19 protein-coding genes are annotated in these 19,987 nt (G+C 52.0%); 1 reads left to right on the top strand and 18 read right to left on the bottom strand.

The window, feature by feature from the left end; translation table 11 throughout:
- Positions 1 to 12: 12 nt before the first annotated feature.
- The 15 genes from ABH899_RS04745 to ABH899_RS04675 form a co-directional block, all read right to left on the bottom strand.
- Entirely contained in the window at positions 13 to 522 is a 510-nt protein-coding gene (locus ABH899_RS04745) for an endonuclease V (RefSeq protein WP_369994433.1), read from the bottom strand.
- A 483-nt stretch (positions 523 to 1,005) separates the two neighbouring features.
- Entirely contained in the window at positions 1,006 to 1,770 is a 765-nt protein-coding gene (locus ABH899_RS04740) for an ABC transporter ATP-binding protein (RefSeq protein ID WP_369994430.1), read from the bottom strand.
- A gap of 3 nt (positions 1,771 to 1,773) precedes the next feature.
- Positions 1,774 to 4,092 (bottom strand): ABC transporter permease, encoded by a 2,319-nt coding sequence (locus ABH899_RS04735; protein WP_369994428.1) that lies wholly within the window; start codon positions 4,090 to 4,092, stop codon positions 1,774 to 1,776.
- Positions 4,077 to 5,375, bottom strand: coding sequence for an MFS transporter (locus ABH899_RS04730; protein ID WP_369994425.1), 1,299 nt, complete (start codon positions 5,373 to 5,375; stop codon positions 4,077 to 4,079). Before ABH899_RS04730 ends, ABH899_RS04735 begins: the two co-directional genes overlap by 16 nt.
- A complete protein-coding gene (locus ABH899_RS04725; protein ID WP_369994423.1) occupies positions 5,368 to 6,018 on the bottom strand; it encodes a TetR/AcrR family transcriptional regulator in 651 nt (216 codons plus the stop codon). Before ABH899_RS04725 ends, ABH899_RS04730 begins: the two co-directional genes overlap by 8 nt.
- 372 nt (positions 6,019 to 6,390) lie before the next feature.
- Complete coding sequence (locus ABH899_RS04720; RefSeq protein ID WP_218229171.1) at positions 6,391 to 6,762, bottom strand: YybH family protein; 372 nt, start codon at positions 6,760 to 6,762, stop codon at positions 6,391 to 6,393.
- Positions 6,763 to 6,787: 25 nt separating this feature from the next.
- Positions 6,788 to 7,453 carry an HAD family hydrolase gene (locus ABH899_RS04715; RefSeq protein WP_369994420.1) on the bottom strand — a complete coding sequence of 222 codons (666 nt, stop codon included), beginning with the start codon at positions 7,451 to 7,453 and terminating at the stop codon, positions 6,788 to 6,790.
- Between the two features lie 49 nt (positions 7,454 to 7,502).
- Positions 7,503 to 7,682, bottom strand: coding sequence for a DUF6199 family natural product biosynthesis protein (locus ABH899_RS04710; RefSeq protein WP_218229169.1), 180 nt, complete (start codon positions 7,680 to 7,682; stop codon positions 7,503 to 7,505).
- A gap of 120 nt (positions 7,683 to 7,802) precedes the next feature.
- A complete protein-coding gene (locus ABH899_RS04705; RefSeq protein ID WP_369994418.1) occupies positions 7,803 to 9,704 on the bottom strand; it encodes a lamin tail domain-containing protein in 1,902 nt (633 codons plus the stop codon).
- A gap of 219 nt (positions 9,705 to 9,923) precedes the next feature.
- Entirely contained in the window at positions 9,924 to 10,526 is a 603-nt protein-coding gene (locus ABH899_RS04700) for a glycerol-3-phosphate responsive antiterminator (protein WP_016423882.1), read from the bottom strand.
- A 143-nt stretch (positions 10,527 to 10,669) separates the two neighbouring features.
- Entirely contained in the window at positions 10,670 to 11,461 is a 792-nt protein-coding gene (locus ABH899_RS04695; RefSeq protein WP_369994416.1) for an HAD-IIA family hydrolase, read from the bottom strand.
- A 45-nt stretch (positions 11,462 to 11,506) separates the two neighbouring features.
- Positions 11,507 to 12,277: an MBL fold metallo-hydrolase gene (locus ABH899_RS04690; protein WP_369994415.1), complete on the bottom strand. Its 771-nt coding sequence runs from the start codon at positions 12,275 to 12,277 to the stop codon at positions 11,507 to 11,509.
- Between the two features lie 13 nt (positions 12,278 to 12,290).
- Positions 12,291 to 13,103 carry a carbohydrate ABC transporter permease gene (locus ABH899_RS04685; protein WP_009677169.1) on the bottom strand — a complete coding sequence of 271 codons (813 nt, stop codon included), beginning with the start codon at positions 13,101 to 13,103 and terminating at the stop codon, positions 12,291 to 12,293.
- A 21-nt stretch (positions 13,104 to 13,124) separates the two neighbouring features.
- Positions 13,125 to 14,021, bottom strand: a complete 897-nt coding sequence (locus ABH899_RS04680; RefSeq protein ID WP_369994412.1) for a carbohydrate ABC transporter permease — start codon at positions 14,019 to 14,021, stop codon at positions 13,125 to 13,127.
- A 152-nt stretch (positions 14,022 to 14,173) separates the two neighbouring features.
- Positions 14,174 to 15,490 (bottom strand): ABC transporter substrate-binding protein, encoded by a 1,317-nt coding sequence (locus ABH899_RS04675; RefSeq protein ID WP_256123865.1) that lies wholly within the window; start codon positions 15,488 to 15,490, stop codon positions 14,174 to 14,176.
- Between the two features lie 378 nt (positions 15,491 to 15,868).
- Between ABH899_RS04675 and bluB the strand changes: the two genes are divergently transcribed.
- Positions 15,869 to 16,516, top strand: a complete 648-nt coding sequence (gene bluB, locus ABH899_RS04670) for a 5,6-dimethylbenzimidazole synthase (RefSeq protein ID WP_009677134.1) — start codon at positions 15,869 to 15,871, stop codon at positions 16,514 to 16,516.
- Between the two features lie 162 nt (positions 16,517 to 16,678).
- Here the strand turns inward: bluB and ABH899_RS04665 are convergent, their stop codons facing one another.
- The 3 genes from ABH899_RS04665 to ABH899_RS04655 are packed head-to-tail and all read right to left on the bottom strand — an operon-like array spanning position 16,679 to position 19,978.
- Positions 16,679 to 17,476, bottom strand: coding sequence for an NUDIX hydrolase N-terminal domain-containing protein (locus tag ABH899_RS04665; RefSeq protein WP_369994410.1), 798 nt, complete (start codon positions 17,474 to 17,476; stop codon positions 16,679 to 16,681).
- Positions 17,477 to 17,490: 14 nt separating this feature from the next.
- On the bottom strand, positions 17,491 to 18,492 hold the full coding sequence (locus tag ABH899_RS04660; protein ID WP_369994409.1) for an MBL fold metallo-hydrolase: 1,002 nt from the start codon (positions 18,490 to 18,492) through the stop codon (positions 17,491 to 17,493).
- 40 nt (positions 18,493 to 18,532) lie between these two features.
- Positions 18,533 to 19,978 (bottom strand): CoA-acylating methylmalonate-semialdehyde dehydrogenase, encoded by a 1,446-nt coding sequence (locus tag ABH899_RS04655; protein WP_369994407.1) that lies wholly within the window; start codon positions 19,976 to 19,978, stop codon positions 18,533 to 18,535.
- Positions 19,979 to 19,987: the final 9 nt, after the last annotated feature.

Raw genomic sequence — 19,987 nt, 5'->3', positions numbered from 1 at the left:
TCCCCCTGTTGATTATAGCCGGGCTTCCTTCGTTTGCTTATCCAGCAATTTCAGCAGATGCGGAAATCGGTATTCTCCGTACATACTCTGTATGTGCTCGGCAGCGACTGCTAGCTCCATGCCGATAGAGGTGATATACAAAGGCTTGGAGCTGCTGCCTCGGTAAATCTTTTGGACAAAGGCTTCGTTGTCGTGAAAGGCACTTTTTGCAACACCGATCACTGGAATTTTTCCTGCAAAATCCGTGTAAACATAATGTCCGAGCCCGGGCTTTTTCTCATTGTTTAAGTACACATAGCCATCCACAACAATGGTATGTATTTGATTTATATCAGTAAGGTTCAACAGTTCCTGTATACAAGGAAGCTCTCGTTTATAGAAAAAACCCGTTTCGTATTCGTGAGGGTTTTCCGTATAAGAGATGATGACTTCGAGTGGTTTAGAATCTTCCCAACTCTGAAAAATAACCCCCACTGATTTCGCTTGATTTTCCTCATAATACACATCGACAGCGATGATCATGGATAGCGATTCCTTCCTTCAAGCTCATATTAAGCTCTAAATTATAGCCATTATATCACAGCGTATTTTTTCTGCCGCAGGCGCAGCAAAGAGGAAATATCCACCATCAAACCATTTACAGGATGGATTTTTGCCACGACATTTCGCCGCCGACAACGGGGAACAGGATGGGGAACCGTCCGGCTTTTTCAATATGACATTCGACAGTGGGCGGCCATAGGCCAGATACCCGTAGGAAGCGTACTTCCTCACCATATCCAGGGGGCGCCACACCGTCACCGCTACCTCCTGCCATTGACGCACGGCGGCATTGCTACCTCTTTAAGCAACATGCATCACCGCCCTATAGTTTTAAAACGTGAAGCTTCCCGAGCTACTGTCAAATACCAAGAGAACCGGAGCAAACGGTCAATTCCCTCATAGCTCCTCCCGAATCTTACATCGGAGCCGGGTTTGTAAGTGATTGACTCTTATCAAGCAGAGTTATATCCCGATCTCCCGCATTTTCGCCATGACCTTCTCCATCCTATCCTCAATATCTACAACACTATACTTCGGAAGCCGCATTTCGCTCACGATTTTTCCGTCGCACATAAACATTATTCGCTCCGTCTTCGCCGCAATCTTGGCGTCATGGGTTACAAGCATAATCGCAGTACCCGCCGCGTTGATTTCGGAAAGTAGATTCATAATGGCCTCCGCAGCTTCCTGGTTAAGCGCACCGGTCGGCTCGTCACCAAAAATAATCTGCGGATTGCTCATAAGGGCGCGGCAGATGCCCACACGCTGAAGCTGTCCTCCCGACACCTGGGTAATGTCCCGCTTTTCCAGCTCTGCTATGCCCACCTTCTTCATAAGCGTTCTCGCCTGTTCCGTGATTGTCTTGACATTCCTTCTGTTGTCGCGCATGGACGGAAGAATGATGTTATCCAGAATGTTCATATTCTTCATCAACGTAGGCTGCTGAAACACAAAGCCCATTTGGGTTCTGCGCAGGTCAGCCAACTCATCTTCGCGGAGTGCTGATAAATCCCTGCCGTCAAAAGTAACCTCCCCGCTGTCAATGCGGTCCATCCCGCTCATCGCGAACATCAGGGTCGACTTTCCCGAGCCCGAAGGTCCCATCACCGACACGAACTCCCCCTCGTTAATGTGGGCGGACACTCCGTCAAGAACCTTGCGCCTGTCATCACCCTGGCCGTAAACCTTTTCTATATTCTCACCGGTTATAAGCTTCTTCCTATTCATGACCTACTCCTTAATATTGCCGGATATTGTGATTTGTCCCGCTCCCGATGTGCCAATCATCGTTGCGATAAGTACTGATCCGATCAGCATCAGCGGGCACAGCAGATACGCCGATAGCGGATTGACCACAAACGTAAACGACGATGCTCCAAACGAAGAAATAATTGCGCCTGACAATATCTCTCCGAGCGTGTTAGCCAGAAGCGTCCCGAGAACAATTCCGATCATGAGCACAACTACTGAACGCGAAAAATACTGTATTCTCAAATCAGAGTTGGTAAATCCTAATGACTTCATGACGGCAATCGAATATCGGTCCTTTGCAACAAGCATTCGCATGAACAACACCGTAACCAGAACACTTATAACCAGCATCATCACAATTGCGATCTGTGAGGCCTTACCGACAGAGCTAATGGTCGAGCCGAAGGTCTGCGTAACATATTCATCAATGCCTGATACCTTGGCAAAACGAAATCTTTCCGCATATTCCCTAACTTTTCCGTCAACAACAGCCTCATCTGAAAGCTCCGCATAAATAACGGACCACACCCTATCCTCCGAACGCTCTGTAATAGCAGCCTTTGCGGTCTTCCCGCCATTGGTAATGTCCGAATACATTCCGCACACCGTGAGATCTCTGGCCTTCCCGTCAATCACCAGCGTAATGACATCGCCAACTTTCTTGCCCAGTTCATCGGCGTTCATCACGGACAGAGCAATTTCGTTATCTGCGGCTGGTCCTCTGCCTTGGGAATACTTCACCGGGAAAATAGAATGGTCGCCGAGCTCGATTTTGAGCCTCTCCTCCGATCCATCCTGCCTCCTTGCTGTGAAGGTTTCCGTTGTAAGCACGGCATATCGGGATATGGATGTGTCGCTCTCCATGACCTTTGCAACTTCCGCTTCTTTTGCAGCGATATGGTCCTTCTGTTGAATGTCCAGGCGCATATCGCTATTGCCTATCCCCATATAGGTGATGAAGCTTTTGGAGGAAATCGTGTTGTACAGGTTCTGGGGAACAATCATAATAAATGCAGCGATCACAAGCACAGCAAGCATTGTCGCGTATAGACTTGTCCTTGCGAGCACATCCTTGACGCCGAGAAAAATATTCGCATTCAGCAGCCTGTTTGCGCTCAGCGTAAAACGCCTTGCTCCCCCGGATTTGTCCTGTGAAATACCGAACCGAACCGCTTCTGCAGCGGAGATTTTCCGGAAGCGTCTCAGCACGCTGCTCACATAGCCAATGATGGCTAGGAACACTAGCACTACGCTGATTCCTCCGAACAACAAGGCTAAGGAAGAGTTCTCTCTCCCTCCCATGTATAACCTTATATTTTCAAGCAGCAAGCCTCTGAACACAAATGAAAGGGCAAATCCAACCATACAGCCAAAGGCCGCAATTCCCGCATACTTCGCAAGATATATCTTTTTAATATCAGATACACGTAATCCTATTGCTTTCATAACACCGATTTCGCGGTAATCACTCTCGATTGTGGCAAGGAGCGTAAAGCGTATACAAATAAATGCGATGGCAACGACAAGTACGCTTACTATAAGGATGACTGCAATCATAAGTCCGTCGGACATTGCATTCAGCATTTTGAACAGGGGATAGGTAATCGTAGGGCCATTGGCTTCAAGCCCAGCAGAGGTGTAATCATCTTTGAATGCCCCGAGCATGGACAAGTCTTTGAGTCTGAACTCAATCAGATATTCTGTGTTTCCGGAGCTCTGTATCTCGGCGTAGTCATGTTCGCTTACAAGAAATCTTTTGGACGAGGCGAGCAGCGAATTCATCTGAGAATCACGGAGAAATCCGGTAACGGTAAGTTTCTTTCCGCCGATTACAGCCGTATCCCCGGTCTTCGCGGTGCCGTCCTTCATATAGCCGATTGGAACATATAGCTCCCCGTCGGATACCGTGATCCTATTCCCATCAAGGTCGAGCAGGTAATCAAATTTCCCGCTCTGCGTGCTGAAGCCGTTGTCCTGAACATTGTCCACAAGTGAGTTGCCGTTTATGACAATCCGCGAACCATCAACATTGAGAAACTCAAGCACTTGAAACTCGTCAACCTTGTTGTTCTGGTCCGCAAAAGCCGTAAACCGTGCCCTATCCAGTTCCCCTGAATGCATCTGCAGAAAATGCGGGGTTTTTGCCTGCGTCATGAGTGTATCAATTGCACCCGTAAGATTGACGACAAGCATGGACGACAGAGAGACAAGCATAGCCGCGGCAGCGACGAAGATCATGGTGGTCAACGTAATTAGTTTGCTTTTTAACATATCATTGCGGATTATCCGGTAGTACATACGTCACCTCTGTCTTCAAGCCTTTTCATAGATTTCAGGTTATACAAAATTACAGAAGCAACACTTAACAGTATTCCGGCGATGATAATCAGAAGTCCCGTTCCTCGGCCGCTGCCTGTACCGATGATCCTGCCCACACTGCCCGCAAGTTCTCCGCCGTCAATCAGCAAAGGCGTGAACACATAATCCGCAAGCACACCCGACAGCATATAGGCAACAATGAATCCAAGCTGTGATACTAACCCGATTAGTGACCAAGCCCTGCCCTGAACAGATTTGTCAATGTTGGTGCGGACCAGAAAATCCAAGCTTGTGTTGACAAATGGCAGCATGGCAAAAAAGAGAAACCCCGAAATACCAAGAAGTATAATATTTTCCCGAAGTCCAAATACCACCATGAATATGCCTTCCCAAAATAGCGAAAGTGAAAGGATTTTGACAAAATTCCTTTTGATCCGAACCATTCCAATCAGCACACTCGATACAAGCATCCCCAGAGCGATAATCGTCTCAAGCGTTCCTAATACAGAGCTGTCCGAAAAAGCAAGGATCATGGGCATAGTAAGCGTTTCGATGAAACCAAGAAAAAAGGTCATTACGGAGGTCATAATTACAAGTACAAGCACACCTCTGTTACTAGAAACGGCTCTCCACCCTTCCTTAAATTCACGCATGAACGACCCGGTCTGTTCAGATTTCTTGGAAGCAAGGCCCCTGCGTACCGCAAGCGTCGAAGCAACGGTTACAAAAAAGGTGCAGATGTCGATAATAAGCAGCAGCTTCACATCAGAGACAATCAGCAGAAATCCCGCAAGTGCCGGGGAAATCAGATATTTGGCTGAGCCTGCCATCTGAACAAAACCGCTTGCCTTCGTATACTGCTCCTCGGTAAGCATATCCGTAACCGTAGCTTTATACGAAGGATCAAGCAGCGATGAGAATACCGAGCTTAGGGTCACTCCCACGCAAATCTGCCACAGCTGTGCTTCTCCGTTAAGCAGACAAATCAGAATAAATACAAGTCCTATTGCAGAAAGGCTGTCGCCCAGTACCATTAGAATTCTCCGGTCATAGCGGTCCGCAAGCACTCCCGTCACGGGACTTAACAGCAGTGATGGCATAAATGCAAGCAGAGTGACCAGTGCCATGGCCGATGCCTGCCCTGTCTGCTGATAAATATAAACCCCAAGCCCAAATGATGTAAGCCCGCTTCCAATCGCTGAGACAAGCTGTCCCGACCACAGCAGAATAAATTTGCCGAAAGCTCCTCCCGGATTATTCATTGCCGTCTCTACCCTTACCAAATATCTGCATAACGCTCATCAGACTTCCGCTTTCGGCACCAAGCAGCCTTTCTATGTTAAAAATAAACGACAGCACACGTGAAGTACGCTCCTCGTTCGTCATGTCAGCCCTATCCTCATCAAAGATGGTATTCGCATATACGATAACCATCTCCATGCATTCATACGGATACGGCGTGTTGAACAGGCCCTGCTCAATACCCTCGAGGATAATTGGTGTCAGGATCGGCGGAACGCCGCTTATAATGACCTTTTGTATCTTCTGATGCATTAGCGCGTTCTGGGGCCTGTGAATATGCTCCATAACTTCCTTGCCGCTTCCGTTATCGCTGTTTATGTTCAGTGCCATGACCACGCGAAGAATACGCTCGATGACGGGAACGCTCTTATCTAGGGCAACTTCCTGCGCTGCACCTATAAGATTGACGCTGTACCGCTCAATCAGAGCGTCCATAATATCCTCCTTCGACTTGAAGTGATGATATAGCGTTCCCCGTGCGATTCCCACCTTGACTAAAATATCGTTCGTACTTGTACCGTCAAAGCCCTTCTGCCCAAAAAGCTCATCCGCCGCGTCAAGTATTTCGTTTCTGCGTTCTTCTGCTTCTTTTACAACTCTCATCGTTACATCTCCTTGCTTGATGCCAGGCATCAACAGACCGACTGTCTGTCGGTTATGATGTAAATGATAGCATATTGTTTGAAGGAGTGAAAGTAAGTATGGCATGAATCATGATTTCTTTATTCGGGCCCTCCCGATCATTGTGGATGGAGCAATCTTTGCCCAACTCGATGCCACGGAAATCCTTGTCCGGAAGGGCTCCTTATATGTGGTGCAGAAGTTCGATGGATGACAATTTCAATGCCGTATGGAATATCATTGTCCGTGGGATCGTACAATCGAAATAGTCGTATAATTGGGCGTACGACCTAAAAACTTGCCGTCACTTATGATACGACTCACCTCGAGTAAGCTTATCCTCTGTACCTCACGTCACTGAACGGCACCGCTCAGATGCTCGTGCACGAGCTTCCACTCGCCCTCAGCATCTTTGACGAACACATTCGTCCCGCGTCCGCTGCCCGAAACGAATTCCCCTTTGTGATAGCCTTCCCAAAGATACGTGTAAATGCAGGCGGCCGACTGCGGCCCCTCCGCAACCCACTGCACATCACGGACTGAATACACCTCTTCTCGGATGAGATTCCATGCGTTCTCAAAGTACGCCCGGATTTGCTCCGGAGTCGTACAGCTCTTGTCCGTAAACCAGTAGACAGCCTGCGGGTGAAGAAGTTTTCTTACTTCACTGAAGTCGTGTGTATTCGTAGCGGCTATGTAAGCTTCCAATGCTTTTTGATAGGTCATGCTGAATCTATCCCTTCTTTTGTTCTTATCGCTCTGTACCTGTTCTGGTTTGCCTCACAAGCTCCACAAGATCCCGGACATTCGTCAACACGTCGTCGGGCTCCGGAGAAAACAGCGCCGTTTGAACGGTCTCAAACCAGTGAGCTCCAATCGTCATCAATCCCGCCGCCTTCCCGGCCGTAATATCCGCGCTGCTGTCTCCGACGAAAATCACGTCCTCCTTAGACAAACCAAGCAGCTTCAGCGCTTTAAAAATCCCCTCGGGATCGGGTTTCGGCCGATCCACCTCGTCGCCGGATACGGTGGAGCAGAAAAACTTCTCAATGCCCAGCTTGTTCAAGCTAACATCGAGGGCTCTCCTGCTTTTGCCCGTTATGATGACCATCCGGACTCCTTGCCCGCTTAAATCCTCCAGCATATGCGCAATATCCCGGGGCATACTCACCCTTGCATGAAAATGATTTTCATAGAAAGAATAGTAATCCTCTATGGCTGCCGGCGCCTTGGAAGCGTCGCTCACATTCAGCCGGATGATGTCATCCTCGGTCGGCCCGAATTTGGCCGTAATCTGCTCGTCGGACAGCGTCACGTTTTCGTACGTTTCAAAAACACGGCGAAAAGCGTCGAATGAAAGCGGCAGCGTATCCGCCAGCGTACCGTCGAAATCGAAAAGAACCGCCTGGATCGGCATGGGTGGGTCCTCCTTTTTTACCTCGTTCAAATGTTATTAGCGCTCTCCCTTACAGCCAGCTAACCACAATACAAACTATTCCGACCAGCAAAAAAGCACCTCCGCCGAGCCTTGTGGAGAGCAGATACAGATCCGACGGCTCCGTCCCGTCGTTGGATTTCCAGCTTTCCTTAACGGTCCATACGGCCCCCGGCGCGAGCAGCATCAAGAGACCGACCGCAATCAGCACGATATAGATGAAAATAGCCTTCTCACCCTCTCCCCTTGCTTCCTATATCTTACATCCTCCCGCCTTTTCCCGCAAAATAAAAAAACCGCCCGCTTCCCGAGAAGCGGACGGCCCGGCGATTTACATCTGGTCCCACTGGTTCCAGTTGATTTTGAGAACGCGGTCCATGATGTACGTCGTCGTGTACCGGTATTTGTTCGCGCCGGACTCGAACAGGACGAACAGGTCGCCGCCCACCGGCACGATGCCCTCGGTCATCGGAACGGCGGTCAGCTTGCTGTTCGTGGCCTTGGCGGACTGCCCGTCGAGGAACCAGACGGGCACGCTTGTCCCGCCCACGGTTCCCGTGGCGTGGGCCGGTTCCTGCAGCGGGTTGTTGTAGCGGTACAGCGTGCTGTCGTTGCCGCGTCCGTAGGACTGGCTGAGCACGATGGAATTCTGCATAAACGCGATGCCCTGGATTTTCTCCGTGATGGACAAGAGATAGTCCGGCACGGCCGGGGTGTCGGCGCTGCCGTTCCACTTGTCCGAACGGATCGTATCCGTGACCGGATCGAGCCGATATCCCGCGGTCCAAGCGTAATGCTGCACGCCGTCGCGGTTGACGAGCTTGTGGCTCGGGTCGGTCGGGTAGCTCTTCGCTTCGTAGAACTCGCCTACCCAAAGAACGCCGTCGGCGAACGTATTGAACGCCGCGTCCACCGGCACCGGCACGGAGCCGATGAAGGAGACTTCGCCGTTGTTCTGGGCGCCGACCACATCGCTCAGCCGAAGCTGATGCAGCGCTCCTTCGGAGGCGATCCACACATGATCTCGGCTGACCGCCACGCCTCCGGCATGCCCGGTATACGGGGTGCCGTCGCTGTTATACAGCACGATGGATTTGACGTACTGGTTCGTCGAGGCGTCCGTGACGGTGAGAGTCGCGGGACGGCCGTCTTCCAGGTACGCCACGGTGAGCAGCCAGTTGTTCGCCTGGTAATACGCCATTCCCTGGGGAACGAGATCCTGTTTCAGTCCCGAAACGACCGGGCCGTCGGAGCTGATGTTCCACAGGCTCTGGTATTTGCTGTCCTTCGGATTGACGGCTCTTTCTTCCTGCGTGATCAGTTGATGGGAAGGTGTAACGGTAACGGACGTTTTGGCCGACTCGTTCTCGGACAGATCCACAGCGCTGATCTGGAACGTATACGGTTTGTTTCCGATCAGGGAGTAAGCCGTGAACTCGTGCTGGGAAGCGGGAACCGTATAGAGCAGTGTCCCGTTCTGGTAGATGTTGTACTGGAACACATCTGCCTCCGAGTTCGCCGACCACGCCAGCTTCGCGCTGCCTCCGCCCACAATAGCGGTAACCCCTGCCGGAGCCTGGGGCGCCTGATTGTCCTGCTTCGGACGGGCCGGGGCTTGTCCGGCAAGGAGTCTGCCGGGCGTCGGCGCCTGCAGTCCGGCGATCTTCTGCATCGCCGTACCGCCCGCTGCCGGATAGCGGTAGGTGATCGTCTTGCCTTCGGCCACATCGTCGGCCGTATACGTAGCCTTGACCGCTTCCGCGCCCGCCGGGTCCAGAATCGTAACGGTCTGCGTTCCGCTGTTCGTCAGGCCGCCGACATTTTCAATGATGTGAAGCTTGCTGTCCGGTACGTACTTGCTTGCGTAGGAAAGGGAATAATAGCTGTTGAACGCCTCTTTGCCAAGCGGAGCGATTTCGGCTCTCCGGGTCCAGACCACGCCGGTTTCCCAAGGTCCCAGTTTGTAGGACTGGGCGATTTGAGCGTTCCAGCTGCCCGCTTTGAACCGGTAGCCCTGCAGGTCGACCTGTACGGCGCTGTTGTTGTACACCTCGATGTACTCGAAAGCGTCGTAGCTCGCGAAATTGGTCGTGTCTGGCACCAATTCCGTAATGAGCAGCTTCGGCACCGCCGCAGCCTGAACGGCTTTAGGCGGCGAGACCAGCAGTAGCGGAGCCGCTGCCAGTGCCAGAGTTAAGGCGCCGGCCATCTTTTTCCGTAAACTTTTGCGCATTCTACATCCTCCCGGGTGAATCAATTTTATATGAAAAACGGCCGAATAAAAGCGGATCTTGTTATCAAAGCCATCCACAAGTATTCAACCGTTATTTCCCAAAGGAGCCGCGCGCCGTAACCTTTACGCGGAAACGATACAAAAGCATCTATAGAAATCCCTTGACTATCCTAACGCATCCGGCGCCGCACATCTAATGAAGAAATTGTTAAGGCGGCTCTAGCGGTTTTCATCCTGCCAGCGCCACAATTCCTTGCTGGACGTCGAGATTCCGATGACCCCGCTGCCGAGAGCGGCGTTAAAGTCTTCCAGATCGGTCATCAGGCCGCCTGCAATGACCGGCACATCCACTTCGGCCCGGATCCGCTTCATAATCCGCGAGCAGACCATTCCCGGAAGAACCTCGATCGCGTCAGGCTGGGAGCTTTTTGTCATTTTGATGCCGTTATCCAGCGATACCGAGTCAAAAACGAACAACCGCTGTACGGTAATCAGGCCGTATTTTTTACCTTCGGCAATAATGTTGTTCTTCGTCGTGACGATCCCGTCGATGCCGATTTTCTCCGCCATATAGGCGACTCCCGCTTTGTCTTTGCCGATTCCTTCGATCAGGTCGAAATGGACAAAGGACAGCTTCCCGGCTTCGCGGATTTTTTCCACAATGCCTTCGATCATAAAAATATCCGATTTCAATATAAAGACGATATTGGAGGAGGTCTGCAAAATGCCCGGCAGCTCCTCCGCATTCATCAAGCTTGTAATCACGGGTTTCTTTTTCAGACAATAAGCCACTCGCTGTGCACGTTCTGTCGTCTCTTTCATCCTCATCACCTCATCGTTGATTAAACATTCTCCAGGTCTCCGGTCCAATCAAACGTTCAGCACCTTCAGTCCCTTTATGCAGGTAACCATGCTGCATTTCGCTGGCTGCCTCTAAGCTGTATCTTGCGCCTCGTAGCGGCAGGTTACTGGGAAGAACATCCCTGTTTCACAATGGCATGAACGGAAGGCACCACATAGGTCGGTTTAAACTCGGCCGACGCGATATCCGCTTCGCTCGTAATGCCCGTGAGGACAAGCGCGGTGCTCATTCCCGCCTCGGCTCCCATCCGGATGTCCGTCTCCAGACGGTCCCCGGTCATCAGGCAGTCTTTGGCTTCCACCTGCAAAATATCGAGTGCGGCCAGCGCCGTCATTACGGAAGGCTTGCCCATAATCCGGGTGACCTTTTTGCCGGTTGTACCTTCGATAGCGCCGATCATTCCTCCGCAGTCGGGAACGTCTCCGCCCGGCATCGGGCACGTTCTGTCGGGATGGGTCGCGATTGCCTCGGCTCCACGCTTGATCGCCTGGTAGGCGAAATCCAGATGGTTGTAATGGAAATCGCGGTCCCAGGAAATGACGACGACACCGGTTTCCTCCGGCGTGTCCGCGAACCGGATGCCGTTTTCCAGAAATTCTTCCTTTAGAATCGGCTCTCCGATGACGTATACCTTTTCGCCCGGATAGTGATTCTGCAAATAACGGATCGTGACGAGCGCGGGATTCAGCATCTGTTCCATGCCGATCTTCACGCCGAATTTGTCGAGCTTTTTAACGTAATTTTCACGGGATTCGATCGTCTTGTTCGTCAAGAACAAAAGTTTCTTTCCTTTGGACTGCAGATGATGGATCGTTTCCACCGCTCCTTCGATCGCATGATCGCCCAAGTAAATCGTTCCGTCCAAATCAAATATGTACCCCGCATAATGATCCATCTCTTCACTCCCTTTCTCTCGGTTTTGCTTTTTCTTCGAGCTGATTTACAAACCCGGCTTTCCAGCCGTCAGAGGAATTCTTTCCAATTCCCGGCCCAAAGAAATTTTGGAAGAAACCGGCTCCGGTATTTCCTTCAGCAGATCTTCGTAAGGCTCGTCGTCCGTCAGGTGCACGAGTATACCCCGGCCGATTTTGCTCCAATCGTAGTAGCCGGCAATGTCCCGCAAAGTGCTGTGCATCGCCAGACTTCTCTCCGCCGTCGTCGATTCATGGACAAGCAGGTCGATCCGGTCCATGTCCCGAATGAGCGGGTTAGGCATCGTATCCGTCGAATAAACGAATATCGTCCCGCTGCATTCCACCTTGATGCCGACGGCCGCAACACCGTGCCTGCTCGGAAAAACCGACAGAGCCGTTTCGCCTTCTTTCCATAGTAGTGCAGGCTTCTCCCACTGGAACGATTGGACCGAAATCTCGAAAGCGATGGGCCATTTCGTCAATTTCATCAGTTCCAGCCAGTTTTGCAGCCATTCTTTCTCCGACTCGTCACAGTAAATTTCCAGCGGGTCTTCCCGGCCGTCGATCCACATCCCCCACAGCAGGGAGGGCAGACCGTAAATATGGTCGATATGAACATGTGTAAACACCACCCGCTTGACTTCGTGCGTCGAAAGTCCGAGTGTTTTCAGCTTCCCGAGCGGGTTGCCTCCGATGTCTATAAGCGTGCTTCCGGACGTATCGCGCACAAGCAGATACGTATTGTCTCTATCCCTGCCCGAAGAGGCACACGCCGTTCCCATTAAAATCAGTTCCATGTCTACGCGCCCCCTACTTGATACCGGAGTGCATAAAGCTGTCGACGAATTGTCTCTGGAACACGAAGAACCCGATGAGCAGAGGCAGGATAACCATCAACGTCGCCGCCGTTACCGTCCCCCATTGGGCGCCGGTTTCAAACGACTGGGCGAAAATCGCGATCCCTACGGTAAGCGGACGGGATTCGACGGAGTTCGTAACGACGAGCGGCCACATGAAATTGCTCCAGTGGGTGCTCACGGAAATGAGGCCGAACGCAATGTAAGTCGGTTTGGCGGCGGGCAGGTACACATACCAGAGCGTCTGCCACCATTTGCAGCCGTCCATGCGTGCGGCTTCGTCCAGATCGAGCGGAATCTGCTTGAACGTCTGGCGCAGCTGGAACACCCCGAACGAGGAGGCCCAATACGGCAGCATGATCGCCAGCTTCGTGTCGACAAGGTTCAGCTCTTTCATGATCGTGTAGTTCGGGTAGATCAGAATGTCCGGCGGAATCATGATCTGCGTCAGGAAGATGATGAACAGAATACCCGAGCCGACAAAATTCAACCGGGCAAACGCATAGGCGGCCAGCGTGACCGTAAAGAGCTGAACGGCCAGGATGCCGACGACAATGACGATCGTATTCCAGTAATACTGGAGGAACGGAATCGTTTTCCACGCGTTGATGTAGTTTATAAAAGTCGGATTTTCAATCGCAAACGGATTGGCCCTTGTAATGATTTCTTCCGAAGGCGTGAAGGAAGTGAACACCGTCCATACCAGAGGGATCAGGAAGGCGATGGCAAGCAGAATAACAATCGTCCGGTTGATGACTTGATGCATAAAGGGTGCCTCTCCTTTCTCCTAGTAATGGATTTTTTTATCGAGGTAAGCGTAGTTGAAAATGGATACGGCAAGCAGAATGACGAGCAGGATGACCGTCAGCACGGAAGCTTTGCCCATGTCCCAGAAGCTGAACGCCGTTTCGTAAATGTGATAAAGCAGCAGGTTGCTCCCGTTGTCCGGACCGCCCTTGGTCATAATGTACAGATGGTCCACCAGTTTGAAGGAATTCGTCACCGCGATGATAAAAACGAACGTCGTGGTAGGCATCAGCAGCGGAAACGTAATTTTGCGGAACACCTGAAAAGGGCTCGCGCCTTCCATCTTGGCGGCTTCGTACACTTCCTTAGGCAGACTTTGCAGCCCCGCCAGGTAAAAAATCATGAAATACCCGGCTTCCTTCCAGATGACCATAAACATCATGGCGTACATGACCCACTCAGGACTGCCGAGCCAGTTGGGGCTCTCGATGCCGAATACACCGAGAAATTTGTCCAAAAGCCCGTAATCCGGCGTATAAATGAACAGCCAGACGTTGGCGATGGCAATCATCGGAATGATGGTCGGGTAGAAAAAGGCGGCACGGAGCAGCCCGTTGCCCTTCAGCTTGTTATTCACCCAGATGGCCATGTAGATGGCGAGAAAAATACTCGTCGGAACCGTGCCGACCGCCAGAAGAATGTTGTTCTTAATGACTTTGCGGAACACTTCATCCTGCAGGACGGATTTATATTGATCGAGCCCGACAAACGTGCTGCTTTCGAAGTTGGAGCTGTAGAAGCTGAGATAGATCGACTTGAGCGTCGGGTAAAACGTGAACAAGGCCAGGAAAATCAGAGAAGGCAGAAGGAGCGCGTAAGCGAAAGCATTCTCTTTCCAGTTGAATTTATTCTTGATGGTTGCGGTTCGTTGAGCCAATCAAATCACCCGTTTCTTCACATGGAGAGGTTGGTCGAAAACGACAGGAAGCCGCAGGTCGCATTAGGCGATCCCGCAGAGAAAGAAGGATCCCGTAACGCAACTGCGGCTTCTCATCGTCTCTAGCCGAACATGTTTTAAGTTAGTTAAAGTTATTTAAAATTCTTAAGAATGCCGTCGGCCGCTTCCTGCGATTTCTGCAAAGCTTCTTTCGCCGTCATCTTGCCGAGCAGCGCCGCCTGAATATTGTCGTTAAACAGCTTGGTTATCTGGCCGTTCTGGTACGTGGAAAGCTCGCTGTTCGCGTACTCCAGCTGATCTCTGGCCACTTTGGCCTGCGGGAACGATTCGATGTACTTTTTCAGCTGATCGGTTTCGTAAGCGGCTTTCGTCGTGCCGACATATCCAGTGTCGATCGACCACTGAGCCACGCGCTCCGGCTTCGTCAGGAATTCGATGAATTTGACGGCCGCTTTTTTGCGCTCTTCCGGGATGTTTTTGAACACGTACAGGTTGCCGCCTCCGGTTGGAGAACCGAACTGTTTGTTGGCCGGCAGGAAAGCGACGCCGAAGTTGAATTTTGCATCGGTTTTGACTTTCGTCAGGTTGCCCGTCGTATGGAACATCATGGCCGTTTTGCCGCTGATAAAATCGGAAGGCACAGTCGCCCACTCGATCGCTCCGTTAGGCATCACGTTATCCTTCTGCCCCAGGTCCATATAGAATTGAAGGGCTTCTTCCACGTGCGGCTTGTTGAAAAACACCTGTTTGCCGTCGTTCGACATAATGTTGTCGCCGGACTGCAATGAGAGCGCTTGCAGCATCCAGTATTGATAGCCGGTGCTCGGGATTTCGATCCCCCACTGCGACACTTTGCCGGATGCGTCCTTTTTCGTCAGCTTAGCCGCTGCCTCCCGGAGCTCCGTCCAGTTTTTCGGCGCTTTTTCCGGGTCCAGCCCCGCTTCTTTGAACATATCCTTGTTGTAGTAAAGCACGATCGTACTGCGCTGGAACGGAACGCTCCAAACGGTGTCGCCGGACTTCGTGTTGCCAAGGAACGCTTCATAGAAGTTGCCGAAATAGTCTTTCGAGAACCGCGGAGTGAGATCCTCAATGGCTTTCATCGAAAGCAGCGTGTACAGATCCGTGGACAGCAGAACCGCCATATCCGGGGAGTTGTTGCCCTGAACCGCCGTAGCGACCTTCGTCATCGTATCCTGGTAACTGCCGCCGTAAACCGGCTTGATCTTGATGTCCTTGTTTTCCTTCTCAAAATCTTGGGCAAGCCCATCGATGATTTTCGTAATCGGTCCGCCTACCGCAACCGGGAAGTAAAATTGAAGCTCGACGGGTTTGCCGCTGTCTCCGCCGGAACCTTTATTGTCTGTAGACGCCGTACTTCCGCCTCCTCCTCCGCAAGCTGAAAGAAGCATGGCTAGCGCGATCATAAGGACCATTAGTTTTTTCAAGAACGTTCCCCCCTGAAATTCGTTAAAATGTGTAAGTCTGTGCCGGTTTGAGTGAACTTTCACCTTTTTTGAAAACGCATTCATTTCTTTGCGGTATCCCGGACGCGATCTCTCCTTTCTATAAATAGGCATAAGAAAAAGAAGCCTCCAGCATAAAAACACCTCCGAAAAGGAGTATGCGTGAAGGCTTCTCATCATCTCTAGCCGTCGTTGGATCAGGTATGATATTTGTCTCCATCTTACACGGAAGCGGTTCCATTGGCAAGAGATTTTTGTCAAAAAAAATTCATAATAGGAAGGAGATTTACTTCTCTTCTCTTTTTTAACCAAACCAATCCGATATAAAAAAGCATATAATGGAGATGGAGGTGAACAGACATGTTCAGCAGTGAAGAAAGAGAAGCGCTTTATAAAATTATGTATACCCGGCGGGACGTCCGTACTTTTCGCAGCGATCCTATTTCCGATGAAACCGTTATCAAGCTGTTGGAAGCCGCCCATCATGCCCCTTCCGTAGGGTTTATGCAGCCCTGGAACTTTATCCTGGTGACGTCCGATGAAATCAAGGAACGGCTCGCCTGGGCGGCCGACAAAGAAAGAAGGGCGCTGGCCATTCATTACGAAGGGGAGCGCCAGGATCAATTTCTGAATCTGAAAATCGAAGGTCTGAAGCAGGCGCCGCTGACGGTGTGCATCACCTGCGACCCGACGCGCGGAGGTTCCCACGTTCTGGGACGCAACTCTATCCCGGAAACGGACATGATGTCCGTTGCTTGCGCCATCCAGAACCTGTGGCTTGCGGCCTGCGCGGAAGGGCTGGCAGCCGGCTGGGTCAGCTTCTACAAGAAGAACGATATCCGCGATATTCTGGCGATTCCGCCGCATATCGATCCGCTCGCTCTAATCTCCATCGGCTACACGGACCACTATCCCGCCCAGCCGATTCTCGAAACGGCAAATTGGGAGAAACGCCGGGCGCTGGATGGCCTGATCTACCGCGAAACGTGGGGACAGCGCGGAAACTGAACAAGGGAGTATTCCGATTGGAATGCTCCCTTGTTTTTTGTGGCGCGAGCCGCGGTTGTAAACGAACGCGGTTGCAGCGGTGCGAGTTGGTCGGGCAGGGCACGGCTGCACATGGGATTCACCTTCCCTGCAAAAGCTTCTTCCCGATCCTCTACGTCCGATTTACCGGGCCGTTCCTGCCGCTTCGTGCCCATGTTCATTCCGGCTCTGCTCCAGGTAGTCTGAGGCAAAGTGAAAGCCTCGCTCGAGCAGTAGAGGAACGACTTTCTCCACCGTGCGGACGGTTTCTTCCCGGTTTCCTCCTCCGTCATGGAGCAGAATAATACTGCCGGCCTCTGTCTTTTCCTCAATGAGGCGCACCATGTTGTCAACGCCGGGGAAAGACCAGTCGAACATTTCGAATTCCTCCGACCACATCATAATTTCATACCCCCGGGCCCGGACCAGATCGATGTCCCCCTGATTCAGCAGGCCGTACGGAGGGCGGAAAAGAACGGGCGCAAAACCGACGGCATCCCGTATGGCTTCATCCGTCCGGGACAGCTCCTCGTTCAACTCTTTCTCATTAAGAAGGACCATGTAAGGATGGGTGTAGGTATGATTGCCGATCGCATGCCCTTCATCCAGTATCCGCTTGACGATGTGCGGGTGCTCCCGCACCCTTTCCCCCATTAAAAAGAACGTACAGGTGATGCCGTATTTCTTTAAAAGATCCAGGATCTGCGGGGTATAAACCGGATCGGGGCCGTCGTCAAACGTTAAATAAATTTTGTTTTCTCCGTTCGGAACTCTGCGAGGGAGATCCTCATGCGGCTCTCTGTAATGAGAAAGCATATCTTGCGCCGCTGCCTTAATAACCCCGTATCTTTTCAGATCGTAGCTGTCCGAGTTATAAGTAAGGCCCGCTTCGGCTATTACGCCGATCAGATGCGCCCAGTCCACTATTTTGTTTGCTTCCAAAGGTTCTCATCCTTTCATGGGTTCCGATTAGCATGTGCGGGTGCACGTCTGTAATAAAGCCGCCCGTCCGCTCCCGCTTCCGCTTGTTCAATCAGGTTCAAGCTCTGCAAATAATTCAGGCTGGCCAGCATTTCAAACAGCTTAAAACGGAGCTGTTCCGCGTTTACCGGCACAAAGAATACGAGACAGCACAATTCAAAGGCGGTCATCGGCTTATCCATCCGGGCCAGTATGTCGTCGATCCGCTGCCGGTACTGGGCCGCAATGTCGGCCGCTCGGGCGTTGTACTTACGGAAAGGAATCATATGCCCCGGATAAGCCTTTCGGACAGGCAGTTCGGCATGTTCCTTTAGCGAACTGAAATAGGAGCTGAGCGGATTCTCGTCAAATCCGAGCGTGAAATTAAGGTTCGGCAGCATTTTCGGAATCACATGATCCCCGCAAAAAACGAGCTGCTCTTGTTTGTCGTAGAGACAGAGATGTCCTTCCGCGTGACCGGACACCAGCTCGGCTTCGAAGATCGACTTACCGAGCGCAAGTTTATCGCCTGCCCTTATAAACTCCGTATCCGGGTGGGCAGTCATAGACTTCACGTAATGCTTCAGTTCAGGCGCCGTAACTTCAAGCAGATGCCCGGGGGCTCCGTGCCGGGTAAAAAGCTCCAGTACCTCTTCATCGTAGACGGAATCCGCCGACCAAATCCGCGAGGCCTGAAGGAAGCAGGCTTCCGTCATCCGCACCGAAGCCCCCGTCACATCCTGGAGCCTGGCGGCCAGCCCGTAATGATCCACATGATGATGAGTGATAATAATGGAGCGGATATCCCGCGGAGAAATCCCCAGATGTCTCCAGGCCTGCTGCCACAAGCCGAACGTTTCTTCATCGGGCATTCCCGCATCGAGCAGCGTATATCCGTCTTCCCCACGGATCAGGTAGGCGTTCAGCCACTGCAGGACACTGCCGACAGGCAGTTTCACACTGACAATGTCCTCGGTTTCCTGTTTGAGCAGCTCCATTCGTCACGCTCCTTTCCATGTGTCCCGCATCGGTTTAGCCTCAGGCTTTCACGGTCATAACCTTTTTGCGCGTATAAAATTCAAGTCCGTCTTTACCGTTTACATGCAGATCGCCGTAAAAAGAATTTTTGTAGCCGGAGAAAGGGAAAAGCGCCGTCGGAGCCGGTACGCCGATATTCACTCCCAGCATTCCGGCGTCTATTTCCTCGCGGAACTGGCGGACGGCTCCGAGCTGTCCGGTGTATATGCAGGCGCCGTTGGCAAAAGAAGAGCGGTTGGCTATCGCAATCGCCTCTTCCAAGCTGTCCGCCTGCATGATGGACAATACCGGCGCAAAAATCTCATCCTGCCAAATCTTCATCGCCGGCGTCACTTCGCCGAATACGGTCGGGCCGAGGAAATATCCCGCTCCGGATGCGGCCTCGTCTTTTCTGCCGTCGCGCAGCAGAACGGCGCCTTCCTGTTCGCCGGAGTTCAGATAATCCAGGGTCCTGTCTTTGTGGCTTTGGCGGATAAGGGGGCCCAGCTCCGTCTCCTTATCTTCGCCGTTACCGATTTGCAACCGATCCGCCGCGGCAAGCAGCTTCTGTTTTAAGCCGTCGCGGTCTCCACCGACCAGAACGACGACGGAACAAGCCATGCAACGTTCGCCTGCGGATCCGAAAGCCGACTCGATAATGCTTTTGACCGCAAGCTCCTCATCCGCATCCGGCATAACAATGGAATGATTTTTGGCTCCGGCCAGCGCCTGGACTCTTTTTCCGTGCTGTGCCGCCGTTTTGTACACATATTCCGCAACAGGCTGCGAGCCGACGAAGGATACGGCTTTGATCTCGGGATGCTCCAGAATGCCGTTCACTACTTCGCGCGCTCCGTGTACGATATTGAACACGCCATCGGGAAGGCCCGCTTCCGTGAACAACTCGGCAAGCCGGTTCGCAAGCAGAGGCGTGCGTTCGGACGGCTTCAAAATGAACGTATTGCCGCAGGCAATGGCCATAGGAAACATCCAGCACGGGACCATCATGGGGAAGTTAAACGGTGTGATGCCCCCCACAACCCCAATCGGGTAACGCAGCATAGTCGTCTCCACACCGGTGCCCACGTCCGGGGTAATCTGTCCCATCATGAGGGACGGAATACCCGCCGCAAATTCCACGCATTCGACACCGCGCTGGACTTCCATATACGCATCTTGCTGGGATTTCCCGTTCTCCCTCGTAATCAGAGCGGCAAGCTCGTCCCAGGCCTCAACGAGAAGCTGCTGGTATTTGAAAAGGATCCTCGCCCTTTTCTGGACGGGTGTGTTTTTCCAGGGCAGAAAGGCGGCTTTCGCCGCTTGAACCGCCTGATCCAGATCCTGGCGGGTTGACAGCGGGACCTGAGCGATAACCCCGTCGTTCGCCGGATTATAGACCGTTTCGGTCACGGACGAAGAAGATTCCTGCCAGCTGCCGGATATATAGTTTTTTAATAAAATGGTCACAGAAGCACG

It is taken from the genome of Paenibacillus sp. RC84 (assembly GCF_041260495.1).
GTDB lineage: Bacteria > Bacillota > Bacilli > Paenibacillales > NBRC-103111 > Paenibacillus_F.
This window is presented reverse-complemented; position numbering and strand designations above follow the sequence as displayed.

What these genes read in the sequence shown, in the direction of transcription:
- ABH899_RS04715 (WP_369994420.1), bottom strand. Translation starts at nt 7,453, where the DNA reads ATGCCGATCCAGGCGGTTCTTTTCGATTTCGACGGTACGCTGGCGGAT.
- ABH899_RS04660 (WP_369994409.1), bottom strand. Translation starts at nt 18,492, where the DNA reads ATGGAGCTGCTCAAACAGGAAACCGAGGACATTGTCAGTGTGAAACTG.
- ABH899_RS04725 (WP_369994423.1), bottom strand. Translation starts at nt 6,018, where the DNA reads ATGAGAGTTGTAAAAGAAGCAGAAGAACGCAGAAACGAAATACTTGAC.
- ABH899_RS04690 (WP_369994415.1), bottom strand. Translation starts at nt 12,277, where the DNA reads ATGGAACTGATTTTAATGGGAACGGCGTGTGCCTCTTCGGGCAGGGAT.
- ABH899_RS04705 (WP_369994418.1), bottom strand. Translation starts at nt 9,704, where the DNA reads ATGCGCAAAAGTTTACGGAAAAAGATGGCCGGCGCCTTAACTCTGGCA.
- ABH899_RS04745 (WP_369994433.1), bottom strand. Translation starts at nt 522, where the DNA reads ATGATCATCGCTGTCGATGTGTATTATGAGGAAAATCAAGCGAAATCA.
- ABH899_RS04720 (WP_218229171.1), bottom strand. Translation starts at nt 6,762, where the DNA reads ATGACCTATCAAAAAGCATTGGAAGCTTACATAGCCGCTACGAATACA.
- ABH899_RS04700 (WP_016423882.1), bottom strand. Translation starts at nt 10,526, where the DNA reads ATGAAAGAGACGACAGAACGTGCACAGCGAGTGGCTTATTGTCTGAAA.
- bluB (WP_009677134.1), top strand. Translation starts at nt 15,869, where the DNA reads ATGTTCAGCAGTGAAGAAAGAGAAGCGCTTTATAAAATTATGTATACC.
- ABH899_RS04735 (WP_369994428.1), bottom strand. Translation starts at nt 4,092, where the DNA reads ATGTACTACCGGATAATCCGCAATGATATGTTAAAAAGCAAACTAATT.
- ABH899_RS04740 (WP_369994430.1), bottom strand. Translation starts at nt 1,770, where the DNA reads ATGAATAGGAAGAAGCTTATAACCGGTGAGAATATAGAAAAGGTTTAC.
- ABH899_RS04730 (WP_369994425.1), bottom strand. Translation starts at nt 5,375, where the DNA reads ATGAATAATCCGGGAGGAGCTTTCGGCAAATTTATTCTGCTGTGGTCG.
- ABH899_RS04695 (WP_369994416.1), bottom strand. Translation starts at nt 11,461, where the DNA reads ATGGATCATTATGCGGGGTACATATTTGATTTGGACGGAACGATTTAC.
- ABH899_RS04685 (WP_009677169.1), bottom strand. Translation starts at nt 13,103, where the DNA reads ATGCATCAAGTCATCAACCGGACGATTGTTATTCTGCTTGCCATCGCC.